A 19,964-nucleotide genomic window follows, 5' to 3' on the forward strand; every position below is an offset into this window, starting at 1 on the left:
GTTAATAAGTGTGATTTTCGGTTGACAATTCTGTATAAAATTGAGGTTAAAAAACAAGATTATTAGGATATTAATAATTATTTTTGTGCTCGTAAAAAACACAACTCATTTTTTTTTGTTTGAAGTGGTAAAACACTCAAGCGCTTAAACAAACAGTACAGATAACTGATGAAAACAGATGCATTTGCTTTAAGACACATCGGTCCGAGAGAATCAGACCTGCAACACATGTTCAAAACCATTGGTGTAAAGGACATGACGCAACTACTTTATGAAACTTTTCCGGACGGAATCCGTTTGAAACAAGATTTACAATTAGACCCTGCCATGACCGAATATGAGTATTTAACTCATGTGACACAGTTAGGCGCAAAAAATAAAGTATTCAAATCGTATATCGGTTTGGGCTATCACCCTGCTATCGTTCCGCCGGTTATCCAAAGAAATATTTTCGAAAACCCGGGATGGTACACGGCTTATACTCCGTATCAGGCTGAAATCGCGCAAGGCCGTTTAGAGGCTTTATTGAACTACCAGACTACGATTATCGAATTAACTGGAATGGAGATTGCTAACGCTTCCTTATTGGACGAAGGTACTGCTGCTGCTGAAGCAATGACGTTACTTTTTGACGTAAGAACGCGCGACCAAAAGAAAAACAACATCAATAAATTCTTCGTTTCTGAAGAAATTTTACCGCAGACTTTATCGATTTTACAAACACGATCAACTCCTTTAAACATTGAGTTAGTTGTTGGTAATCATGAAACTTTTGATTTTTCAGAAGATTTCTTCGGAGCAATGTTACAATATCCTGGTAAATACGGACAGGTTTTCGATTACGCAGGTTTCATCAACACCGCAAAATCAAAAGAAATTAAAGTAGCGGTTGCTGCTGATATCTTGTCTTTAGTAAAACTAACTTCTCCGGGAGAATTAGGAGCGGCTGTAGTAGTTGGTACTACGCAGCGTTTCGGTATTCCAATGGGTTACGGAGGTCCTCACGCAGGTTTCTTCGCTACTAAAGAAGAGTACAAACGTTCGATGCCCGGTAGAATTATTGGAGTTTCTATCGACGTAAACGGAAACCGTGCCTTACGTATGGCATTGGGTACTCGTGAGCAGCACATCAAACGTGAAAAAGCGACTTCTAACATCTGTACCGCACAGGTATTGTTAGCTGTTATGGCCGGAATGTATGCTGTATACCACGGTCCGAAAGGATTACAATACATCGCTGATAAAGTTCATGCTTCGGCGGTTACAACTGCAAAAGCACTATCTTCAATCGGTGTAAACCAAGTGAACTCGGCGTTCTTCGATACGCTTTTAGTGAAAGCCGATGCTGCTAAAGTAAGAGCGATTGCTGAGAAAAACGAAGTAAACTTCTTCTATCCGAACAACGAAAGCGTTTCCATCTCTTTCAACGAAACGACTTCAATTTCAGACATCAATACGATTGTTGCCATTTTCGCAGAAGCGGCCGGAAAATCAGCGGTTCATGTTTCGGAATTGGCTACTGAGGCACACTTACCGGAAAAATTAATCCGTACCTCATCGTTCTTACAACACGAGGTATTCAACAACCATCATTCGGAAAGCCAATTGATGCGTTATATCAAAAAATTAGAGCGTAAAGATTTATCATTGAACCACTCTATGATTTCTTTAGGTTCTTGTACGATGAAATTGAACGCGGCTGCTGAAATGTTACCACTTTCAATGCCAAACTGGAACAGCATCCACCCGTTTGCTCCGGCAGATCAGGTTCAAGGATACTTAACAATGTTGAAAAAATTAGAGCAACAGTTGAATGTAGTTACAGGTTTCCAGGGAACTTCATTACAACCAAACTCAGGTGCTCAAGGGGAATATGCCGGTTTGATGGCGATTCGCGCTTACCACATCTCTCGTGGCGAAGGACACCGTAACGTATGTTTGATCCCATCTTCTGCTCACGGAACCAACCCGGCTTCAGCTGCGATGGCGGGAATGAAAATCATCGTAACCAAAACCACTCCGGAAGGAAACATCGACGTAGAAGATTTAAGAGCAAGAGCTATCGAGCACAAAGACGATTTATCTTGTTTGATGGTAACATACCCTTCTACTCACGGGGTTTACGAATCATCTATCATTGAAATCACTAAATTAATCCACGATAACGGCGGATTAGTATATATGGACGGTGCAAACATGAACGCACAGGTTGGATTAACAAATCCTGCTACTATTGGTGCAGACGTTTGCCACCTGAACTTACACAAAACATTCGCAATCCCTCACGGTGGTGGCGGACCTGGAGTTGGACCAATCTGTGTGAACGAGAAATTGGTTGACTTCTTACCAACTAACCCGGTAGTGGCTACTGGCGGTAAAGATGCTATCTCTGCTATCTCTGCTGCGCCTTACGGTTCTGCTTTGGTATGTTTGATTTCTTACGGTTACATCTGTATGTTAGGTGCTGAAGGTTTACGTTCGGCTACTGAGCATGCGATCTTAAATGCTAACTACATGAAAGCGCGTTTCGAAGGTCACTTCCCTATCCTTTATTCAGGAGAAATGGGTCGTGCGGCTCACGAAATGATTTTAGATTGTCGTGAATTCAAACAAAACGGAATCGAAGTTACCGATATTGCAAAACGTTTAATGGATTACGGTTTCCACGCACCAACCGTATCGTTCCCGGTAGCAGGCACTTTAATGGTTGAGCCTACTGAATCTGAAGATTTAGCAGAATTAGACCGTTTCTGTGACGCATTGATTTCCATCCGAAAAGAAATCGCGGAAGCATCTGTAGAAGACACTAACAATCCGTTGAAAAACTCACCGCACACGTTAGCGATGTTGACTGCTGAGCGTTGGGATTTCCCATATTCAAGAGAAAAAGCGGCTTATCCGTTGGAATACATTGCCGACAACAAATTCTGGCCATCCGTTCGTCGTGTAGATGATGCTTATGGAGACAGAAACCTGGTTTGTTCTTGCGCACCGATTGAAGCGTATATGGAAAGCTAAAAAAAGAAAGCCAATAGGCAATAGGCAGAAGCCAACAGTAACCCTTTCGGAAACGGAAGGGTTATTTTTTTGTAAAATATCAATACATTTTTCGCACCAAAAAAGAAAATAAAAACACTTTTTACAATTTTCCTGACATTATCATAACATTTTCACAAAAATACCTTAAAAATTATTTTTTTTAAATATATCCCGATTTAGAATAACTAACTTAGTAGGATTGAAACCTACGTCATGGCTATAAAAATAACGGGCTCAGGAAGCTACATCCCGACCCAAATTGTTACCAATACCGATTTTGAAAGACATCAATTCCTGAATGAAGACGGCTCCACTTATGCCGTGCCGAATGATGTAATCGCAGAAAAATTCAAAGACATTACCGGAATAGAAGAACGCCGTTATGTTGAGAATAACTTAACCACTTCGGACATTGCTTTCTTTGCCGCCGAAAAAGCGATAGAAGATTCAAAAGTTGATCCGGAAACCTTAGACTATATTATTGTTGCCCATAATTTTGGAGATGTGAAACACGGTGCCATCCAATCGGATACCGTACCCAGCATTGCTTCCCGGGTAAAGCACAACCTGAAAATCAGAAACCCTAAATGTGTGGCATACGATGTTATGTTTGGCTGTCCGGGCTGGATTGAGGGCATGATTCAGGCACAGGCTTTTATCAAGGCAGGCATGGCCAAAAAATGTCTGGTGGTTGGTGCCGAAACTCTTTCCCGCGTGGTCGATGTGCACGATCGGGACAGTATGATTTATTCTGATGGTGCTGGGGCAACCGTTCTTGAGCTAACCGAGGAAGAAGGTGGCTTTCTGTCGCACGAAACCGCCTCGTTTACTTATGAAGAAAGTGAGTTTTTGTTCTTTGGAAAATCCTATAACGTAGATCATAATCCCGACATACGTTACCTTAAAATGTACGGCAGAAAAATATATGAGTTTGCCCTGAGTCAGGTTCCGCTTGCCATGAAAACCTGCCTGGACAACAGCGGCATTCCGATTTCCGATCTTAAAAAAATCCTGATTCATCAGGCGAATGAGAAAATGGACGAGGCCATTGTACAACGCTTTTTCAAATTATACAAACATACACCGCCTGAAAACGTAATGCCGATGAATATCAAGAAACTAGGAAACAGCAGCGTGGCGACAATCCCAACCTTATACGATCTGATCCTGAAAGGTAAAATTGAAAATCAGGAATTGCATAAAGGCGATGTGGTTATTTTCGCTTCGGTGGGAGCGGGTATGAACATTAATGCGTTTGTGTATAGGTGTTAGTCATTAGTGGTTAGTCGATAGTAGTTAGCCCGCTATGAAAAAGTCTTCCCGCCGTTCAAAGTCTCCCGACTTTGAGCAATAAAGTTTACAACAGTACGAACTAATCAATTAAAAGAAAAGCTACAGCGTTAAGTTGTAGCTTATTATTTTTGTTCTGGAAATGAGCACGCAAATTCTCCTGGCTTTGCAGAGCAGGTTTTTTAGACACAAGTATATCTCTTTATAGTCTACAATAATGCAGTAGCCAAAAAATCACCAATTTTGGTGATTGTGTAGGTGGTTTTTTATGGGTAGGTTTGGAGAATTGCACTAGGGAATCATTACAGCTAAATTACTCACAACTTTGTTGATAATCAACCATATTGATTTGAAGTGTTTTTATTACAAATTTGTATCTTAGTGCGACAAAAAAAATTCTCTTATAAAACAGGATTCAACCAAACATATCTAAACAAGGCATAAGCAACTTTAAAACAACGAATATGATAGAAAATGACTTCTTTGGACTTCATAAAGAACGAAAACTTAAAGACTCAAAAGTTAGAGAGATTTTCACTCCACATCAACCAATTCAAACAGTTGAATTTTTTTGTGGTAGAGAAATGGAAGTAACTAGAATCATTGAATATCTCAATACTCCAGGACAGCATGCATTAGTCTATGGAGATAGAGGTGTTGGCAAAAGTTCCTTAGCTAATATTACTTGCGATTTATTAATTCGGAATGTTATAAGCGGAAAACTCTATAAAAAAAGATGCGACAGTTACGATAATTTCGCAACTATTTTGAGATCTCCTTTAAATGATGTTGATGTTAACATAGATTTATTAGAAACACAAAAAACCACCTCTGGAGCTATCGGTTCGGATAAATCGCTCGTCCCTATTCTACCTAGCCTTGGAAAATCCCATGTTTCAAAAGTACAAGGGCATGGGCAATCTTCCCTTTCACCAAGTTGGGTCTGCGAAAAACTGAGAGGTGTTGATGGTATTCTTTTAATTGATGAATTTGATATTCTATCCAACGATGAAGACAAAAAAAAGATAGCGGAACTTATAAAACAACTAAGTGATTGTGCTTCAAAATTTAAATTATTTATTGTTGGAATTGCTGAAAGCAGTTCTGACTTGACAGCTGGACACCCTTCAGTCCAAAGATGTCTTAAAGAAACTCGAATTAGCAGAATGATAGATGATGAATTAGAAGCTATTATTTTAGCTGGGGAAAAGAAACTAAATTTAAAGTTTAATGATGCTGCAATTAAACGAATCGTAAAAGTTAGTTCCGGATATCCCCATTTCACACATCTTCTTGCTCTAAAATCCGCCGAAGATGCAATTTTAGACCAAAGAAAAGATATTAATCTTAAAAATATTATCGAAGCAACTAGAAGAGCAGTAGATGATTCAGAAGGCACATTAAAACAAGCTTATGACAATGCCGTAAGATCTTCTGCTACTGATGAATATAAAAAAATTCTTTTAGCAGCGGCTTGTAGTAATGCTGAAGAAATTAAAGCTTCAGAGTTAAGACAAAAATACAAGGATTTATTTGAGACCGATATAACGCAAGGACATTTAAATAATCATTTTCAAAAAATTGTTTCTGAAGACAATTCAAACATTTTAAGAAGAATTGCGAAAGGCGTTTATAGATTTAATGACCCGCGAATGCCAAGTTTTATTAAAATCGCTCAATCATTTATCGAGAAAGACTAAACACTAATTCTAAAAACAATTGTAATTCACCTGCTTCGCAAAGTCCTTCAGATAGCGCGAACTTCCTGCTCGTACCCATATAGCGTTTAACTGTTTTGAAAATAGATTTGAATTAGATTGTGGCATAAGCAAGATGCTCGCACTAGAGGGGGATTTGACAACAGACATCGCTGAAATGCTTTCTGTGAAAGAATTAAAATCGAACTAGTGAGATTATATAAAGCTAAAAAAACTATCTTTTTTGTTGTATATCCCTAGGTAGTCAAACATTTAATGAATCGCTCGAATTCAACTAACATTAATAAAAAATAAAAAATTATGCAAAAAACTATCATCTTAGCACTACTATTCATTTGCTTTCACACATTCGGACAAACTAGCAAAGAAGATTTAATTTCTTCCATTCTTAACCAAAAATATGACTCAGATACAACCATATGGGGAGAAAATGGAGATGAAACAAAAACCCTTTCTACAATCCGAACAAAAGTTTTAATAATAAAAAACAATATTAAAATTATCAATCCGAAAGGAAATAACTATGCAATCGTAATTATTTGTGACTCCATTATTACAAGTACAAGTTCCAAAATATCTTCAGAGTCCGATTTAAATATTTTCGCTAATTATGGTGGAGGTGTATTGACAATAGAAAACACGAAAGGAGCAATTGGTGAAAATGGGATAGAGTCTAATAATCCTGCTTTAAACATCAATAATAGAGCAACTGATGGCAAAAAAGGTAAAGGCGGAAAAGATGCAGGTTGCGGATCAAGAGGACGATGGGGTGCAAAGAGTGGTGGTAGTGGAAAATCAGGACAGAATGGGCAAAAGGGTATCAATGGTAATCTTGGGAATTTTGGACAAGACGGGACACCTGCAGGTGCGGTCGTGTTCATTTGTAAAAATTTCCATCCTAATACGGAAATATACATTAATTCTATAGGCGGAAATGGTGGAAATGGTGGCAAGGGACAAGATGGAGGGAAAGGACAAGATGGCGGAAATGGTGGAAAAGGCGGAAATGGTGGAGAGTCTGGCTGTGGCAGAGGCTCAAAAGGTGGTGGAAATGGCGGAAATGGCGGAAATGGCGGAAATGGTGGTGACGGTGGTGACGGTGGCGACGGTGGCGATAGTGGTGATGGCGGATTTGTAAAAATATATTCACTAAATTCTTCGATTTCTCCATTATTATATGTGGTAAATAATCTAAGTGGAGAGCCTGGTAATGGTGGAAATGGTGGAAACGGTGGAAACGGTGGAAATGGTGGTAAAGGTGGAAATGGTGGTAAAGGCGGAAATGGTGACATCTGGAGAGGACCTTCCGGAGGCGGTAAAGGTGGAGCCCCAGGAAATAATGGAGTTCAAGGAAACAAGGGACAAAATGGAAACACAGGCATCAAGGGGAAACGCGGAAAAATCCTTGTTGAAGAAGGGAATCAATATTTAAAAGTTGAAGAAACAGAAATCACACAGATAATCCGCGGAACGGTTACTGAAAGTCAGATTGTTTTTTAAACATATTATAAATAAAAGAAAGCAACTAGACGTTTTATACTGTGCAATAAAAAGAAAAGCTACATCATTAAGTTGTAGCTTTTTGTTTTTGTTCTATAAATGAGCACACAAAGTCTCCCACTTTACCGAGCAGGGTCTAAATTTTAAAATACAGTCGATGAAACAACAAAACGACATTTTTTTCGAGAGACAATACCTAACATTATTCATTTTGACAATGATTATATCATTAGCTATTCTGTTACTCATAAGCACTTTGTCACCTAACAAAGAAGAAGGCATGTTAGCCATTGCAATAGTTTCTGTACCATTACTAATCGCAGTGCTTTTATTCTATAAAATGGATACAAGAATGTCCGATACGGAATTATCTGTCTCCTTTGGCATAGGCCTGATTAAAAAAAGCTGGAAAACGAATGTTCTTGATTTTTCTGTTTCTAAAAATATGAACGCACCTTGGTACTATGGCATAGGCATCCGCATCTTGAATGACGGATTGCTTTACAATGCTCATCACGGTGATGCAATCGCTTTTTTCAATAAAGAAACAAACCGTTTTATCTATATCGGCACTAAAGAGAAAGCAAATTTCAAATTATTTCTCAATAGATTTACTCCCCGCTAGTTCGAAGATATTGCCGACGAATTTGTGGCTTGTACCCGAGGCTTTATAAAAACTGACGAAGTAACCCCGCTGCGCATCGGGGACTTATCATTCCGGATATACTGTACTTTCCAAAATATATTTATAAGTTTTTTGATACTCGCCAAAATAATAAGCACCTATATCACCGTAATACCGGGATAAAGTTATCGTCTTGTACACATTGTGATCGTTATCATATGAACGTGTACAATTGTAATCAAAAATGTAACCATTATTCGGAAAAGTGCATTGCAACAAACCCATAAAATCATACCAATGAATATTGGTAGTTGTTACTATATGACATTCCTGACCTTCAAGTTTTCCCTCTGTTATGGTGGCTATTGTTTGTTGGAAAGGATCAGCAATTGTTTGATCGTCATTTACAACAATTCTGCCATTTTGAAGTTCGCAATCGTTTGCTATTTCATTGCCCGATTCATCTTTAATACTTATTAATTTCCAGGTTTCTATACTTTTTAAAATAGGTGTCAAAACGGCTTTTTTATTATCGCTATCATTATCACTTGAACAGGATATTAATAGGATAAGGCAGATAAAAAATAAAATTTTCTTCATTTAAAGTTTGATTTTTAATTCAATACAATTTTTAGTTTGTTGTTATAGCAGTTTTTGAAATACTAAAATAAAAATCCTCAACATGGGTTGAGGGTTTTGTCACAGATGGTTACAAATATACCAAAAACCCGATAATGCGAATATGTCCACAACAAATAGCGCGGAGTTACACTTGAGCGTAGCGACAGCCAAAGGAATCCGTACCCACAAACAGAATAAATAAAAACTACAACCGTAAAAAATTACTAAACTTTAATTACAACATAAAGAGTTTAATTACAAATTGTTATCTTAGTACATAATCAAATCTTCTTGATAAAAGACAGCGTTTGATTGTACATACATGTTCAAATTAGCTCACATTGACAAAAACCAAAAACTAAAAAATCCATGAAAAAATTCACCTTTTTCATTTTAGCATTATTTATACCGTTGCTTGGCATTGCTCAAGAAGATTCAGGACAGGATTTAGAACAAAATCTAAAAGAATTCATTGATAACATTGTCAAGAATAGTGAGGTTTTTCAAAAAACCAAACTTAAATTTTTTTTAAATGGTAAAGAGATTAAGAACCTCTCTGATTACATAATAAATCTTAATGGCTTAGAAATGAAGGTAGAAAAAAAGGAAAATACAGAGAATGGAAAGAAGGAGGAAGAAATCGAAATCAAAATCACGGTTAAACAATTCAACGTCAGCTAAAAGTGGTCATTGTACCGAAACTCACACTAGAAAAGAAATTTATCTAATTTAAGACTGACAAAACAAAATGACAAACAAGAAACCTGATATTAAATTAAGACCGACCGAAATTTCAGACTTGGACACTTTATTTCAATTTCAACTTGACAAAGAAGGCGGATATTTAGCTGCATTTATGCCGAAAGACCCCACCGACAAAGAGGCATATATAAATAAATACACAGCATTGTTGGACAACCCAACCGTAAACAATCAAACAATCCTTCTTGACAATGTTATAGTAGGAAGTATTGCAAAGTTTGTTATGGAAGGCGACGCAGAAATCACTTATTGGATTGACCGGAAATTTTGGGGACAGGGAATAGCAACGACTGCACTAAACGATTTTTTAAAAATGGAATTAACCAGACCAATTTATGGACGTGTAGCCTTCGATAATTTTGGTTCACAGAAAGTTTTAGAAAAGTGTGGCTTTATAAAAATTGGAACAAACAAAGGCTTTGCCAATGCAAGACAAGTAGAAATTGAAGAATTTATCTACAAACTCTCAAGCTAAAATTTGTATAACAAAGAAACGCTAACACATGTTTTACGCTATTGTGGGTTTTGGCCCGCTGCGCATTCTATGATAAAAAAAAAGAAAAAATTAATTAAACAATCAACACTATGCATTTAGGCGCTTTCTCAGTTAGTCTGACCGTAAAAGACATCAACAAATCAAGAGAATTTTACGAGAACTTAGGATTTACAACCCTGGGCGGCAACATCGATCAAAAATGGCTGATACTGAAAAACGGGAACGCCATAATTGGTTTATTTGAGGGGATGTTTGACAAAAACATCATCACCTTTAATCCCGGTTGGGATGAAAATGCCAAAAACATTGAACCTTTTGATGATGTTAGAGTGATTCAGGAGCATCTGAAGAATTGCGGAATACAATTAAGGACGGAAGCAGACGCAACTACCACGGGACCGGCACACATTACCTTAACAGACCCTGACGGAAACAACATTCTAATTGACCAACACCGATAATTTAAACACAAAACATATGACAGCACAAGCAAAAAATCCATTTACATGGGTAGAAATCTATGTAGAGAACATGAGCAGAGCTCAAAAATTCTATGAAACCATATTAGCAATACAAATGGCTGAACTTCCGATGCCCGAAGGAATGGGAGAAATGCAAATGATAAGCTTTCCCTGGGCTGAAAACGAAAGAAACATTAGTGGTGCTTTGGTAAAAATGGAAAACATGAATCCGGGAACCGGCGGAACTTTAGTCTATTTTGCCTGTGAGGATTGCGCGACAGAAGAAAGCCGCGTAGAAAAGGCCGGCGGAAAAGTTTTACAACCCAAAATGCCTATAGGAGAGTATGGGTTCTGTTCCATTGTAATGGACACGGAGGGAAATACCATCGGTTTACATTCGATGAAATAATCGTAAGAACAGCAAAGGAACAGTCCTATTACAACTTTAAAACAATTTGCATTAGATGACTCTTTCTTCGAAAGCTCAAGCTATTCACAGCCAAACTGTCGAAGTAAATCCGCTACCAATCTGCGGAATTTTTGCATGAAATTTAAAGATCATCAAAAATTTAAACAAAAAAATGAGGCAATTGATGCCTCATTTTTTGTTGTTAAGAAATTTATTTCTTTATGGCTTTAGTGACTCTCACACTACCATCTTTTAGGGTCATGTTAAGAAAGTAAACACCGGCTGTTAAATCTCCTAAATAAATAGCATATTGCGGCTGCGCAATAGTTTTCACCTTCTTGCCGGCAAGATCTGAAAGAACGATAGTTTCTATCTCATCTGCTTTATCAATATGAATCATATCTGTAAATGGGGTTGGATAAACTCTTATCTCCTGCTGTTTTGTTACTTCTGTTGCAGATAAAGGTGCTTGTACAAGAGTAACGGTTACTTTCCAGGTATTGTTATCTACTTTGTTGTAATTAGTACCGCAACCAGTCCCTCCCCATGTTCTCCACGCTCTAAGTTCGAAGCTAACATTACCTGTAAGACCATTAGCAATCGTTAATCCAGTCCTGTTATACGAATAGGTTCCACCGTTACCAACTCCCGATGCCAATGCTGCTTCAGATGCACTGTTAGTAGTACATACCAAAAAACTTCTTTGCTCACTCATATAGCCACCACCTGCTCCCGTCATACTATAAGAAACATCGGTTGATCCGATTTGATAACCTGGGGGAACATTTATTGTTAATGTCGCCGGACATGAAGTTGAACTTGTTGTTGTAGGTGCTGGGGATGCATATTCAGTATTAATATCCCCTGCTGTATAAGTAGTAACGACTTGCCCTGTTGTAAACATTTTCATTTGCCAAAAGCCTTGGTCGGCCCCACAGTTAGATCTAACCCAAAGGTAATAGGTAGCGCCTATGTTAAGCCCTGTAAGGGTAAGAGTAGTTACCCCTGCAGCAATATTACCCGTTGGTGGTGTTGAAGCCGTTGGTGGTGTTGAAGAACTACTGTAGTAATATTGATAACCGGATGATGGCGCACTGGATGGTGCAGTCCAGTTAAAAATTCCTCCATCAGTAGTTGATGTATAAGTGATATTAGAAGGTCCCGGACAGCTCGTATATGCATCTGCTGAAAAAGCAAAGATATTAGGAATTCCGCCAGTTCCTGATTTTGTAACAGTAATACTTTGTATAAGTTTTGATTGATTGCCTGCACTGATGGCTAACGGAATTTGATAAAGCCTGGGATTTGTCCCGCCACCGGATTCTAAACCGTCATTACTAATATTAATTCTTCCGATGCCTTGTATTGCAAAATTGCTTCCGCCATACCAGTCTGAAATACTGATATTAGTGAATGTTTGGCTTGTAGCATCCGTAAAGTTCACAGTTGCATTTACCGTACAGGCACCACTTCCTCCTGTAGCCAACATGTATAAATTGACTGCCGCCAAAGGATTGGTTAAGAGTAAGGTTCCGGAGTCATTAGTGTTTTGAAGTCGTAAAGCGTTGTTGCCACTATACGAAGCGAGTTGGTAGCTTAACCCAGCTGGAGAACTTACAGCGCTATTAATAAGTCCGTTTACGGGAAGTCCATACGTTAATGCGGGACTGGCTGCAGTGACTTGAAAGTCTCTCGAAACAAAGGCATAACTCACTCCGTCAACATCGCTATTCGTGGACGTTGAAGCTGATCCGACACCATTGGCAATCACATCTGCATTAAAACCACTCTGAATTGGAATTGTCTGAAGGTTTTGTCCGATTGTTTTTTGAGAACCCAACAAGGACAATGCAACAAAAGAAGTAAATAGTAGAGTTTTTTTCATAAAATGTTACAATTTAGATTAATAGTTGTGGCTAATTTACTATTTTGAACTTATCGCAGATTTTATTTACTTCCCACTTTTATTATCTCACAAAATAGTTGTTTTTTGTTATGAATACAGAATCACGTTTATTAACAATCAGATATACCATTTTTCAGACGGCTGTAGTACTAAATACACTTTGACTACAACGTTATAGCGTTGGTGGTGTAAATTTTCGTAGTTATTATCCATTTGATAATAGGTGCTTTTTTTATCGCTGCAAAAAAGAAGGTTTTATATGTACTGCCCCTAAAAAGTAAGACACTATTTGAAAGCAATGCATTAAGTTAAAGCTTTTTTATTTGTACTAATTTAATGAATTAAAAAGTAGGAAGACATTGCGCATCTGGGTTTTCCTTATCTGTGACTTATTTTTAGTTATACCAAAATAGACTCAAAAAACGTAACTTTTTTAAACCTATCAGAAACCATAGTGCGCAGATAAAAATACGCACTGATACACCTCCCTAATGTTTAATTAATTAATCAATTAATTAGTATTTTTGTCGAAATTTAATTTTTAATTTAAAACAATAAAATATGACAAAGCTAGTATCCCGGTACGCCTTTCTTTTTCTTACATTATGTCTGGTTCTGGTAAGTTGTTCTAAAGAGGACGCTATTGAATCAACAAATGAAAATGGAGGGGAAATATTTCGTTTTCAGGCGGTAACTGTTACATTAAACAGCAACCTTATGCAGAATGAATACCAAGGAACTTTAGGAGGAGAAACAGTTTCCTTAGTTAGAGGCAACTCAAATACACTAACTTTTGTCGTGTCACCTTTAGCAGCAATAGGTAAATCGGATTTAATAATCCCATCTTTAGATAATCTGACTGTTCATTATGATGTAAAAGACACTGTACTTTCTGAGAGCGTTGAAAATACAGTATCTTCTTTTTTCGGAAATTTAAACACTTTTTCTCAGGGGTTAGAAAATGTCTCTCCTGTAGAGCCAGAATATGAAACTTCCTTAGGCTTAATTGCTGCTTTTGAAGATTACTACACTAATGCGACCACCGAAGAAAAGGAAGTTGTCGCAAAATTATATAAAGCAAATAAAGCATCTTTTGATTTTCTTATGCAATCAGGCATTGACTCGACCCATGAAAGATACACGCCTACTTCTGTAGCCAAAAACGCCTTACGCCTGTTTCTTATCGGTACCGCGACTATTGCCGTATATTGGGCGGTTGATAAAGTAACAGACATACTTGCAGCTATCCCTTTACCTTCATTAGCAGCCGTAATCAAAGCTACAAAATTCGTAGCCTCGGTTTTAGGTGCGGTAGCACTTCACACAATAATCACTAACTTTATAAAATTTATTGAAGCACGATGTGTTGCCGTAAATACAGCGATTTCCAATAATCTTGGAACCCTTGAAAGAAATACAAATGAAACATATCTATCGTTATCTGACAATGTCTCAACCATAGAAACCATAAAAACATATAGAAGAAGTGTAAATACTTCCGATTCAATTTCCGCTAATACACTTCTGAAGAGTTTCTTTGACGGTTATGTAATTTACAGTGACGCTTTAATTTCACTAAATAACATTATCGGTTATATAAACAATTACAATCCTTTCGATAATATTCCGAATGTTACAATGAGGACTGTACCTTCAACCAGCAATCAAACGCCTGAAACGGTAACGCAGGAAATTTTTAACAAATTATCTTTCAGCACTGACCATCCAAATCTTCAAATTGTTTCTTCTACTTTACAAGGAGACGGACAAATAAATCTAAAAGTTAAAATCATAGGAAATCCGTCAAGTTATCCGGTTCATGGCAATTTAAAATATTCCTATACTGATGATTTCAGTAGTTTTTCAGGGAACTTCCCAATTAATGTTCAACCATCCCTTGTCGGCTCTTGGACTATGGCAACATGGAACAATGGAATACCTTGTAATACTTATGTTAATCATTATACTACGCAATGTCCATCTATATTGGCTTACAAAGAATCAAAAACTGGCTCATTCCAATTTAACGAAAATGGCACATTTAACTTTACCTGGAATGATTTACAAACAAACTATAATATCAGTTATAACACAGCAAATTGTACTATAGAAAATGATGCTGCTGATACCGCTATGAATGGTTCCGAGTCTGGTACTGGTACATTTACAGGAAATACTATAAATTATAACGGCAACCCCGATCCGGATACAGCTCAGTTTATATCCGCAAACAGAATTAAAATTTATGATGAAGAATATGTAAGAAATTAACATCTGATTTTTTTATGCTTTTCAACATAAGATGAATAAATTAAAGAGGCTGTATTAAAAAGATAGCCTCTTTATTTTTTTTAACTTCTTTATGAATCTAAAGGCCAGCTTCAATTTACTTCGTCAGTTCGGCTAAAGCTTCGGGCACAATCCTATCCCACAAACAGAATGAATAAGAAACCACAACCGCAAACAGTTGTGGTTTTTTATTTTAATGATGTTTTAGAGTGATGACTAATACGGTTAACTTTTTAAAAACCACAAATTTAGTGATTGCACATGTCTCACTTTATTCTTATATTTGATAGTGAGTTAGTTACATAAAAAACTGACAAAAGCCCCATCTATATTAAAGCTCTTTTTCAAAAGAATTGATAAGCCCACACCGGGACTGTACGAGGTCAAAGGGCGTATTTTTTTGCATACGTATTTTCATAGTTTGTTTACAAAACATATTAAATAAACCGCAATAAATAACACAATATGGATAATCTGGATATTTACTCGAAAAAATTTATGGAGTGGCTCGCAATGTTCGGTCCAAAACTTCTAGGTGCGATATTAGTCTTTATCATAGGACTTTATTTAATCAACACGGTGTCACGACTTATTTCCAAAGGGCTAATCAAACGCGGACTTGATGTGTCCTTACAATCTTTTCTGGGAAGCTTAGTGAGTGTCGGATTGAAAATTCTGCTTCTTATTTCCGTTGCCGGAATGTTGGGCATTCAAACCACTTCTTTTGTTGCCGTGATTGGTGCCTTGGGTCTGGCCGTAGGTTTGGCTTTGCAGGGATCGCTTGCAAATTTTGCGGGCGGAGTTTTACTATTGGTTTTTAAACCTTTTAAAGTCGGAGATGTAATTGAATCCGGCGGACAAACAGGAAGTGTTCAGGAAATCCAAATTTTCAACACCATTTTACTTACGCCTGAAAACAAAACAGTAATACTTGCTAACGGTGGTGTATCAAATAGTACAATAATTAATTATAGTCGACACGGTAATCTACGTGTGGATATTACAATGGCGGTAGCACCGGACAGCGATATTGAAAAAGCGCGTGGGATTGCTATGCAGGCAATTGAAGCAAACAGGTTTGTTTTAAAGGAACCTGCTCCATCCGTAAATGTAATTAAAGTGGGTGATGGAATGATTTCGCTGGCAATTCGCCCTTATGCAACTCCAGCTGACTACTGGGACGCATTTTTTACTGTTCAGGAAGATGTGAAAAATGCCTGGGATAAAAATAATGTTTCCGGACCAATTCCAACCAGAGTGATAATAAGTAAATAACCGCTTGAATTGCGATTCAACCTCTTCCAGAGTTAATCACTGTAATGCCTTGGAAGAGCAATAGCATCTGCTGCTAACAAAGCATCATCAAAAGCGAGGCTTCTGGAACCTCAGCCACCCGATAGCGCTGATTTTAACGAGCGAGATGTTCGGGGCAGTTGGGGTAGTTCTATTTCCATAAGTTCTATAGAAAACACATTGCGGCTGAATTTCCGTGTGGAAAATCAGCCGCAATGTGTGTGCTTAACCTAGGTAGAATAATGGATTTAAAATCAATCGTATTTCAACTTAAATCCTTGCCGGCACGAGGTTAATCAATAGCTATTTCTTTAAGATATTTTTTTCCTCCTATTTGAATTTCAAAAAAGTAAAGGCCTGTTTCGCAATCTGAGACATCAAAACTTACATTGTTATCTGTTGGATTATGATTCAGATGTTTAATCAATTTACCGGCAACATCATACATTTTAACATCTTCAATAATGTCTGCTCCTTTAATAGTAACCTCATTTTGAGCAGGGTTGGGATACACATAAAGTTCAAAATCGGAAACTTGATTTTCACCTGTACTTAAATTAGTTGTCAAAATATTGGTGTGCGTCCAATTATGATTTCCGTCATTAACCAACCAGCTATAGGTACTTATATGATATCCTTCCCCAAACCACGGATCCATATACGAAATATTACTTCCGTTAATTCCGTGACCTACCACAAAATGTCCTCCACCGGAAACCCAGCCCCATCGCACTACAAACGGCCTGCCTGCACCTATTTGTGTTGATATTTGAGATAAACTCAAGGCATTACTGTAACCATAATTCTGAATATTGCTGAAATGAACTAAAATATCCTGTATACTGCCCGAATATCCCCAGGCATAGTTCCAATAATTACATCCTAAATTAGGATTTGTACAACAATTTACCGAACCGAAATTATTCCACGAAATAACCTGTCTGGCATAATCTGCTATTTGACATTGTGAAACATTCGTTCCATAATAATTAAGAATAGATTTTGAAACACCTGCCCAGCACCATTGGTTCTGCTCCTGAATGACTTGAGGCACGTTTAACTGCTGTGCTTTTAGATCGTATAATGATAAAAACAGAACGAAAAAAAGTATTGTTTTTTTCATAATTATTGTAAAATTAATTCAGTTAATTTTTGCTTGGAAATTTTCTCTCCTAGAGAAACTCCTTTACCGGATAAAAAGAAATTTTGTGCGGATTGCAAAGGGACAATACAATTTTGAAACCCTGGAGCATTAATTAATTCGTTTACAGATAAAAAATCTATTTTAAAATCATAGCTTCTAAGTAATACGTCAGGACTCTTCCCATTAATAACGACAGTATTAATTTCTTTAGCAAGAGAGGAACCTCCAAGATCGACAATCTCAAATTCACCTTTTGTATTTTTTATGACCGTAAACAACAACCTGTATTCATTATTTACAACAACCGGTATCCTCCATTCATTTTGTACTGATAATTTTCCATCATTGTTAATTTTGGCAACCATTAAGGGCACGCCTAATTTAGAATCAGTAAACTCTTCTCTTGTATTAAAACCAAAATTCCCCTCCTTTCCTACCGGTATTAAATTCAATGCTTTTTCAATAGAATTTGAGTCAAAATTCAAATCCTTAGACACAATTTGAGCAAGCATACTGTTAGCGTAAAAAGTAATAAATAAAAAAATAATTTGTTTCATCGTATCGTTGATTAAGTAATAGTTTCTTCAGGCCTGCTTTCTGCAACGTCCTTTGTCTGTTCCCTTCGCTCGGATTAAGCAATAGCGGTTGAGTCATCACGGCCGAAACCAAATGTACTGAAAATTTTGAAGTAAAAATCTTATTTTATAAGAAAAACATTTGTACCTGTTCTGAACGTCTTCGAACTAATTTACAAATCTAAAAGATCACAGTCGGGAGTAATGAAAATCCGGAAAACGGTTGGCCGGTAAATTCCAAGCTATCGGGAAGCTTTCAAAAAAAATCAATTTTTCTTCCCGAACAGTGATTTGGGCAACAGTTCTTTAATTTCGACTATCTTAAAAAAATGGTTCCCGAAAAAGAAAACCAAAAGCACCGCCATCGGTTTTAAACACATATTGACAAAATGATTCCCTCCGAAATCCGGAACCAGTAAACCTATTATCAACGAGAGGAATAACAAAACGATTATGCTGATATAATCTTTGGTGAACGGATGCACTCCAAACTTACGGTAATTGAAGTTCAGTTTCAGAACATTGAACAGGGTTAACGAAATGAACGTCGCTATGGACACGCCGGTAATACCCAAATCGGTGAACGAGATAAACAGCAGGTTACTCACTACCGTTACCACAGCCAGAAACAGCATCGAAATGATGTTGAATTTGTAATACTTCGAATAGGAAATAATGTATCCGTTAAATCCGGTAGCCAGGTCAAATAAAGTGGCAAATCCGAGAAAATAAATCACCCCTTTCGCATTCATCAGCTCCTCGCCTTTTTTCATGATGGAGAACAAGTCGTTCATCCCGGCCAAAATCATAGCCAATAAAAGAGCACCAAGCAGAAAGAGATGCAGGGATGTTTTTTTGTGGAATTTATCCAACGCTTCCATGTCGTTTTTGGCGATATAATCGGCAATGATTGGTGATGAAATCGTGTAAACCCCTAACGACGGCACGCTTATCAGTCCGACTATGGAAAAAGCGATGGCGTAGATTCCGTTGGCCTTGTAACCGATGAATTCGCCCACCATAAAATTATCGATACGGAGTGCGATGATGCTTCCGATACTTCCCAAAAGCGTGTAGAAGGCATAGGAAAACAACTCCTTTTTAAAATTGTCCTGGTATAAAAAGGAAAAGGATGTCTGCATGGGCAACGGATCCAATCGCAACAGATAGGCGAACATGATTACCAATGACACCACATAGAACGCAACGAAAATTCCAATGGAAACCACCTCCGAACAACCGAAATAAAAATAGGCTGCAAAAGCCGCAATCCCACCAAACTTAGGCATGCTGTTCTCGAGGATATTAGGAACCACGATGCGTTTTTTTATCGAAATGTATTTGGAAAACAGTTGCAGAAAGGAAAGTAAAAAAACCAAGGCAAAGATGTAATATCGCATCGACCATAAATCTTTTCCGCGAAAATAATCGGAGAAAAAACCAATGCAGAGGAAGCACAAAAACACGAAAGTGAAATTAACCAATGTAAAAAGCATGGAAAATTTCAACAGGTTATGATGCTGGTTTTCCGTGGACAGTTTCGGGTAAAATTTCACGTTAGCATACGCCATTCCGATGGTAACCAACGGCAGAATCAGTTCGGCAGCCGGAAGCACATAACGCAGTTTTCCGTAAAACTCCAAATCGTTGGGATACAGAAAAAACGTGGCGAGCGTTCCAATTAAAAAACTGAAATACCCCACGAAACTGTATTTTATACTTTGTCTGGCTACTACGGACATACTGTTAATTACGAATTAGGAATTTCAAATTATCAATTACGAATTACGATATAAAATTCAAATGACTATACAACACATAGAAGTTTTCTTGCCT

The 19,964-nt window shown here is 37.5% G+C and carries 16 protein-coding genes; 11 read left to right on the top strand and 5 right to left on the bottom strand.

From position 1 onward, the window contains the following. The first annotated feature begins 168 nt into the window (after positions 1–168). From gcvP to FLJC2902T_RS15855, 5 genes are all read left to right on the top strand, one after another. Positions 169–3,018 (top strand): aminomethyl-transferring glycine dehydrogenase, encoded by a 2,850-nt coding sequence (gcvP, locus tag FLJC2902T_RS09900; protein WP_023579649.1) that lies wholly within the window; start codon positions 169–171, stop codon positions 3,016–3,018. Between the two features lie 234 nt (positions 3,019–3,252). Then, the gene (locus FLJC2902T_RS09905) at positions 3,253–4,311 is read left to right on the top strand and encodes a 3-oxoacyl-ACP synthase III family protein (protein ID WP_023579650.1); all 1,059 of its coding nucleotides are present in this window, start codon (positions 3,253–3,255) and stop codon (positions 4,309–4,311) included. Positions 4,312–4,793: 482 nt separating this feature from the next. Beyond that, complete coding sequence (locus FLJC2902T_RS09910; RefSeq protein WP_023579651.1) at positions 4,794–6,029, top strand: nSTAND1 domain-containing NTPase; 1,236 nt, start codon at positions 4,794–4,796, stop codon at positions 6,027–6,029. A 318-nt stretch (positions 6,030–6,347) separates the two neighbouring features. After that, the gene (locus FLJC2902T_RS16245) at positions 6,348–7,547 is read left to right on the top strand and encodes a hypothetical protein (protein WP_023579652.1); all 1,200 of its coding nucleotides are present in this window, start codon (positions 6,348–6,350) and stop codon (positions 7,545–7,547) included. Between the two features lie 157 nt (positions 7,548–7,704). Continuing rightward, positions 7,705–8,172, top strand: a complete 468-nt coding sequence (locus tag FLJC2902T_RS15855; RefSeq protein WP_023579653.1) for a hypothetical protein — start codon at positions 7,705–7,707, stop codon at positions 8,170–8,172. 87 nt (positions 8,173–8,259) lie between these two features. Here FLJC2902T_RS15855 and FLJC2902T_RS09925 read toward each other — a convergent pair whose 3' ends face one another. Next, positions 8,260–8,772: a hypothetical protein gene (locus FLJC2902T_RS09925; RefSeq protein WP_023579654.1), complete on the bottom strand. Its 513-nt coding sequence runs from the start codon at positions 8,770–8,772 to the stop codon at positions 8,260–8,262. Positions 8,773–9,162: 390 nt separating this feature from the next. On the opposite strand from FLJC2902T_RS09925, the gene FLJC2902T_RS09930 reads away from it, so the two are divergent. The 4 genes from FLJC2902T_RS09930 to FLJC2902T_RS09945 all read left to right on the top strand — a co-directional run bounded on the left by FLJC2902T_RS09930 (position 9,163) and on the right by FLJC2902T_RS09945 (position 10,921). Further along, positions 9,163–9,474 (top strand): hypothetical protein, encoded by a 312-nt coding sequence (locus FLJC2902T_RS09930; RefSeq protein ID WP_023579655.1) that lies wholly within the window; start codon positions 9,163–9,165, stop codon positions 9,472–9,474. Between the two features lie 67 nt (positions 9,475–9,541). Next, entirely contained in the window at positions 9,542–10,030 is a 489-nt protein-coding gene (locus FLJC2902T_RS09935) for a GNAT family N-acetyltransferase (RefSeq protein ID WP_023579656.1), read from the top strand. A 110-nt stretch (positions 10,031–10,140) separates the two neighbouring features. Further along, positions 10,141–10,512, top strand: a complete 372-nt coding sequence (locus tag FLJC2902T_RS09940) for a VOC family protein (protein WP_023579657.1) — start codon at positions 10,141–10,143, stop codon at positions 10,510–10,512. A gap of 16 nt (positions 10,513–10,528) precedes the next feature. Then, positions 10,529–10,921, top strand: a complete 393-nt coding sequence (locus tag FLJC2902T_RS09945) for a VOC family protein (protein WP_023579658.1) — start codon at positions 10,529–10,531, stop codon at positions 10,919–10,921. Positions 10,922–11,132: 211 nt separating this feature from the next. On the opposite strand, the gene FLJC2902T_RS09950 is transcribed toward FLJC2902T_RS09945, so the two are convergent. Further along, positions 11,133–12,806: a T9SS type A sorting domain-containing protein gene (locus FLJC2902T_RS09950; protein ID WP_023579659.1), complete on the bottom strand. Its 1,674-nt coding sequence runs from the start codon at positions 12,804–12,806 to the stop codon at positions 11,133–11,135. Between the two features lie 582 nt (positions 12,807–13,388). Between FLJC2902T_RS09950 and FLJC2902T_RS09955 the strand changes: the two genes are divergently transcribed. Further along, positions 13,389–15,098: a hypothetical protein gene (locus FLJC2902T_RS09955; RefSeq protein ID WP_023579660.1), complete on the top strand. Its 1,710-nt coding sequence runs from the start codon at positions 13,389–13,391 to the stop codon at positions 15,096–15,098. A 516-nt stretch (positions 15,099–15,614) separates the two neighbouring features. Continuing rightward, on the top strand, positions 15,615–16,391 hold the full coding sequence (locus FLJC2902T_RS09960; protein ID WP_245594750.1) for a mechanosensitive ion channel family protein: 777 nt from the start codon (positions 15,615–15,617) through the stop codon (positions 16,389–16,391). Between the two features lie 310 nt (positions 16,392–16,701). Here the strand turns inward: FLJC2902T_RS09960 and FLJC2902T_RS09965 are convergent, their stop codons facing one another. From FLJC2902T_RS09965 to FLJC2902T_RS09975, 3 genes are all read right to left on the bottom strand, one after another. Then, entirely contained in the window at positions 16,702–17,532 is an 831-nt protein-coding gene (locus FLJC2902T_RS09965) for a T9SS type A sorting domain-containing protein (RefSeq protein WP_023579662.1), read from the bottom strand. A 2-nt stretch (positions 17,533–17,534) separates the two neighbouring features. Continuing rightward, positions 17,535–18,110: a hypothetical protein gene (locus tag FLJC2902T_RS09970; RefSeq protein ID WP_023579663.1), complete on the bottom strand. Its 576-nt coding sequence runs from the start codon at positions 18,108–18,110 to the stop codon at positions 17,535–17,537. Positions 18,111–18,394: 284 nt separating this feature from the next. Further along, complete coding sequence (locus tag FLJC2902T_RS09975; RefSeq protein WP_023579664.1) at positions 18,395–19,870, bottom strand: lipopolysaccharide biosynthesis protein; 1,476 nt, start codon at positions 19,868–19,870, stop codon at positions 18,395–18,397. Between the last annotated feature and the right edge of the window lie 94 nt (positions 19,871–19,964).

The organism is Flavobacterium limnosediminis JC2902 (genome assembly GCF_000498535.1).
GTDB classification, from domain to species: Bacteria; Bacteroidota; Bacteroidia; order Flavobacteriales; family Flavobacteriaceae; genus Flavobacterium; species Flavobacterium limnosediminis.

Excerpts from the sequence above, each read along its gene's own strand:
- gcvP (WP_023579649.1), top strand. The coding sequence starts at position 169 with ATGAAAACAGATGCATTTGCTTTAAGACACATCGGTCCGAGAGAATCA.
- FLJC2902T_RS09905 (WP_023579650.1), top strand. The coding sequence starts at position 3,253 with ATGGCTATAAAAATAACGGGCTCAGGAAGCTACATCCCGACCCAAATT.
- FLJC2902T_RS09910 (WP_023579651.1), top strand. The coding sequence starts at position 4,794 with ATGATAGAAAATGACTTCTTTGGACTTCATAAAGAACGAAAACTTAAA.
- FLJC2902T_RS16245 (WP_023579652.1), top strand. The coding sequence starts at position 6,348 with ATGCAAAAAACTATCATCTTAGCACTACTATTCATTTGCTTTCACACA.
- FLJC2902T_RS15855 (WP_023579653.1), top strand. The coding sequence starts at position 7,705 with ATGAAACAACAAAACGACATTTTTTTCGAGAGACAATACCTAACATTA.
- FLJC2902T_RS09925 (WP_023579654.1), bottom strand. The coding sequence starts at position 8,772 with ATGAAGAAAATTTTATTTTTTATCTGCCTTATCCTATTAATATCCTGT.
- FLJC2902T_RS09930 (WP_023579655.1), top strand. The coding sequence starts at position 9,163 with ATGAAAAAATTCACCTTTTTCATTTTAGCATTATTTATACCGTTGCTT.
- FLJC2902T_RS09935 (WP_023579656.1), top strand. The coding sequence starts at position 9,542 with ATGACAAACAAGAAACCTGATATTAAATTAAGACCGACCGAAATTTCA.
- FLJC2902T_RS09940 (WP_023579657.1), top strand. The coding sequence starts at position 10,141 with ATGCATTTAGGCGCTTTCTCAGTTAGTCTGACCGTAAAAGACATCAAC.
- FLJC2902T_RS09945 (WP_023579658.1), top strand. The coding sequence starts at position 10,529 with ATGACAGCACAAGCAAAAAATCCATTTACATGGGTAGAAATCTATGTA.
- FLJC2902T_RS09950 (WP_023579659.1), bottom strand. The coding sequence starts at position 12,806 with ATGAAAAAAACTCTACTATTTACTTCTTTTGTTGCATTGTCCTTGTTG.
- FLJC2902T_RS09955 (WP_023579660.1), top strand. The coding sequence starts at position 13,389 with ATGACAAAGCTAGTATCCCGGTACGCCTTTCTTTTTCTTACATTATGT.
- FLJC2902T_RS09960 (WP_245594750.1), top strand. The coding sequence starts at position 15,615 with ATGGAGTGGCTCGCAATGTTCGGTCCAAAACTTCTAGGTGCGATATTA.
- FLJC2902T_RS09965 (WP_023579662.1), bottom strand. The coding sequence starts at position 17,532 with ATGAAAAAAACAATACTTTTTTTCGTTCTGTTTTTATCATTATACGAT.
- FLJC2902T_RS09970 (WP_023579663.1), bottom strand. The coding sequence starts at position 18,110 with ATGAAACAAATTATTTTTTTATTTATTACTTTTTACGCTAACAGTATG.
- FLJC2902T_RS09975 (WP_023579664.1), bottom strand. The coding sequence starts at position 19,870 with ATGTCCGTAGTAGCCAGACAAAGTATAAAATACAGTTTCGTGGGGTAT.